The 2,663-nt window shown below is 71.9% G+C and carries 2 protein-coding genes and 1 pseudogene; all 3 read right to left on the bottom strand.

Going from position 1 to position 2,663, the window contains the following annotated elements; translation table 11 throughout:
• Positions 1-114 precede the first annotated feature (114 nt).
• The gene (locus ACFYOB_RS37105) at positions 115-315 is read right to left on the bottom strand and encodes a hypothetical protein (protein ID WP_388568256.1); all 201 of its coding nucleotides are present in this window, start codon (positions 313-315) and stop codon (positions 115-117) included.
• A 28-nt stretch (positions 316-343) separates the two neighbouring features.
• Complete coding sequence (locus ACFYOB_RS37100; protein WP_388568253.1) at positions 344-778, bottom strand: hypothetical protein; 435 nt, start codon at positions 776-778, stop codon at positions 344-346.
• 10 nt (positions 779-788) lie between these two features.
• A pseudogene (locus ACFYOB_RS37095) lies at positions 789-2,663 on the bottom strand (hypothetical protein); the annotation flags it as partial.

Here is a 2,663-nt window from a genome sequence, read left to right as displayed (position 1 = left end):
GGGGGGGTGGGGGGGTTTTTTTTTTGTGCTCCTCTCATTCTGTGCCCCGGGGGGGGGGGGGGGCCCCCGGGGGGGGGGGCCCCCCCCCCTTCGTGCTGGTGCGGGGTGGGTGGGTCAGTTGTGGTGGCCGCGTATGTAGTCGAGGTCGACCCGCTCGTCGATTCCCCGGCCGGTGCCGGAGGTGTGCTGGTCGGCGCAGTCACCGGACCAGGACTGGTGCGGGTAGCAGGTGGTGCGCTCGGGGGGGTTGAGGCTGCCTCCGGCCTCCGCCTGGTCCTCGCGGCTGATGGCGGTGGCCAGCTTCCGGTTGCTCATCGGCTTCCCCTCTTCGGGGTCGGGTGGGTCAGCGGTTGCTGTAGAAGGTGCGGTCGGCCATCTCGATGCCGTCGGGCATGTTGTTGGCGGCGTCCGCGACCGCGCCGTAGTCAGCGATGTGCCCGTCGGCGGTCTCGTGGAAAAGCGAGGACATCTCCTCGCACTCCACAGCCATGGCCTCCGCTTCGTCCTTGCACGACCGCATCACGGTCGCCGCCTCGCGGTGCTCATTGACAGTGAACTGGTCGACGGCCTTGGACGCGGCGAGGTCGGCGAGCTTGTCGACCGAGTTCGCGCAGTCCTCCACGTACTTGAAGGTGGAGCGGACCTGGTTGGACAGGCCCGCCATGGTGGCGCTGGCGGCGGTCAGCTGCGCCACGACGATGCCGAAGCGGACGGCGCCAACGATGACGGAGCCGGTCTTCTGGAGAGCGCCGCCGATGACGGGTACGAGGTCGGACACGGTGGTACTCCTATTCGACGTGGTAGTCCCGCTCGGCGGGGGCAGCGTGTCCGGCATCGCGGACGGCGTCGGCGAGCGGCTTGTGGCGGCGCTCGGCGTTCTCGCCGGCGGTGCGGATGGACTCGGAGGCGGCGGGCAGCTTCTCCGCCAGGGCCTCCGCCTTCGCCTTCACGCTGACGGCCTTCTCCGCGAGGATCAGGACCCAGCCCTCCAGGACACCGGGCACCTTGAGTTCAACGATCTTCTCGTGCAGGGCCTCCAGCCGCGTCATCATCTTCTCGCAGCCGTCCGCGGCGGCGCGGGCCTCGTCGACGCCCGCCATGATCTCCTCGGCCATGTCGGCGTCGGAGTCGATGACGTCGTAGATCGTCAGGTCGCTGTCCGCGTACTGGGTGCTCGGTGCCTTCGTCGGGACGGGCACGGTCACTACGCTTCCTCCTCTTCTCGCTGCGGGAATCGCTCCGGCCGGGACGCCGGCCCTGCGTCGTGCTTCGCGCTGGCGTGCCTCCCAGACCTGGCCGCCGGCCTGTTCCACGGTGATGGTCGTGCCTTCGGCGTAGCCCCAGCCCGGGGGCGGGCCGAACCCTCCAGCCGGTGCCGGGTCCGGGCCGGGAGTCGTGGCCGAGCTGGTGGAGCTGGACGGGGCCGGCTCGGGCTCCGGCTTCCCGGAGCGGCGCGCGCCCGCCCGCTCCCACCAGCCGCGCAGTGAACGGCGCCGGTCGCCCTTCTTCTTGGAGGCCGGGCCGGTCGGCGTCGGCTTGGTCGTACCCGTGCTGCCGGTGGGACCGGCGGCCGGGCCCGGTCCGGGCTTCCGCGGCTTCTTGGTGAGCTTGACCTTCTTGCGCAGGTTCACCTTCTGGGCCGTACCGGCCGCGGTGGTGGGCTTGGGCTTCTTCGTGAGGCTGACCTTCGGCTTCGCCGCGCCGCCCTGTGTGCTCGTGCCGGGCTTGGGCTTCTTGGTCAGGTCGACCTTCGGCCCGCTCGGCGTCGCCGTCCCGGCCGGGGCCGTCGTCTTCTTCCCCTTCTTCTTGCCCTTGGGGACCGTGGTCAGGACCGGCGTCAGGTGCTTGCGGCGCTTGTTCAGCCGCCGCTCCGATTCCGCCGCGATGGCTGCCGGGAGGGTGACCCGGCCCTTGCCCGTGCGCTTCGGGGGGCCGCCGGCGCCCGGCTTCCGCCCGCTCTTCTTGCCCTTGCCCTTGCCCTTGCGGCCCTTGGAGGGCGCGGGCGAGGACGGCCGCTTGCGGCCCGGCTTCGAACCCGTCCCGGACGAACCGGGCTTCGTGCCCTTGCCCGTCCCGGGCTTCGTGGGGGACGAGCCCGGCTTCGTCCCCGTGCCGGCGCCGGGCTTCGTCCCCGAGCCCGTGGCGGGCTTGGATCCGGACGGGCTGGTCTTCGACCCGGACCCGCGGCCCGGCTTCGAGCCGGAGGACGGTGCGGCGCCGCCCCCGGCGGACTTGCCCGAGGTGCCTGAAGTGCCGGTGCCGTTCTTCGGCTTGGGGCCGTTGCGGATCCGGTCGGCGGCCCGGTCGCGGACGGCTCCGGAGAGGCTTCCGGAGCTGTTCTTCGTGCCGGTTGTCGGGGTCTTTCCGCCCCCAACTCCGGGCTTTCCGCCGCCCTTTGTCCCGGAGGACTCCAGGGCGCCTCTGCTGCCTCCGCTGCCGCCTCCGCGCCCGCCGGTGCCCAGCGAGGGCGTACGGCCGCCAGAGGCCCCGCCAGGACCCTTGGTGGGCGTCTTGGATCCGGAGGCGCCCGGCGACTTGGAACCGCTGGGGGAGCGGAGCGTGCTGGGTGGGGAATTCTTTCCGGAGTTTGTCCGGCCTCCTCCGCCGCCTGACGTGCGGGTGCTTCGGCCGAATTCCGGGCCGGGTTGCAAGCGGCCTTTCTG

The organism is Streptomyces sp. NPDC006463 (genome assembly GCF_042870715.1).
In the GTDB taxonomy this organism is placed as follows: Bacteria; Actinomycetota; Actinomycetes; order Streptomycetales; family Streptomycetaceae; genus Streptomyces.
Note: the sequence above shows the minus strand (reverse complement) of the source record. Positions and strands in the feature narration are given on the sequence as shown.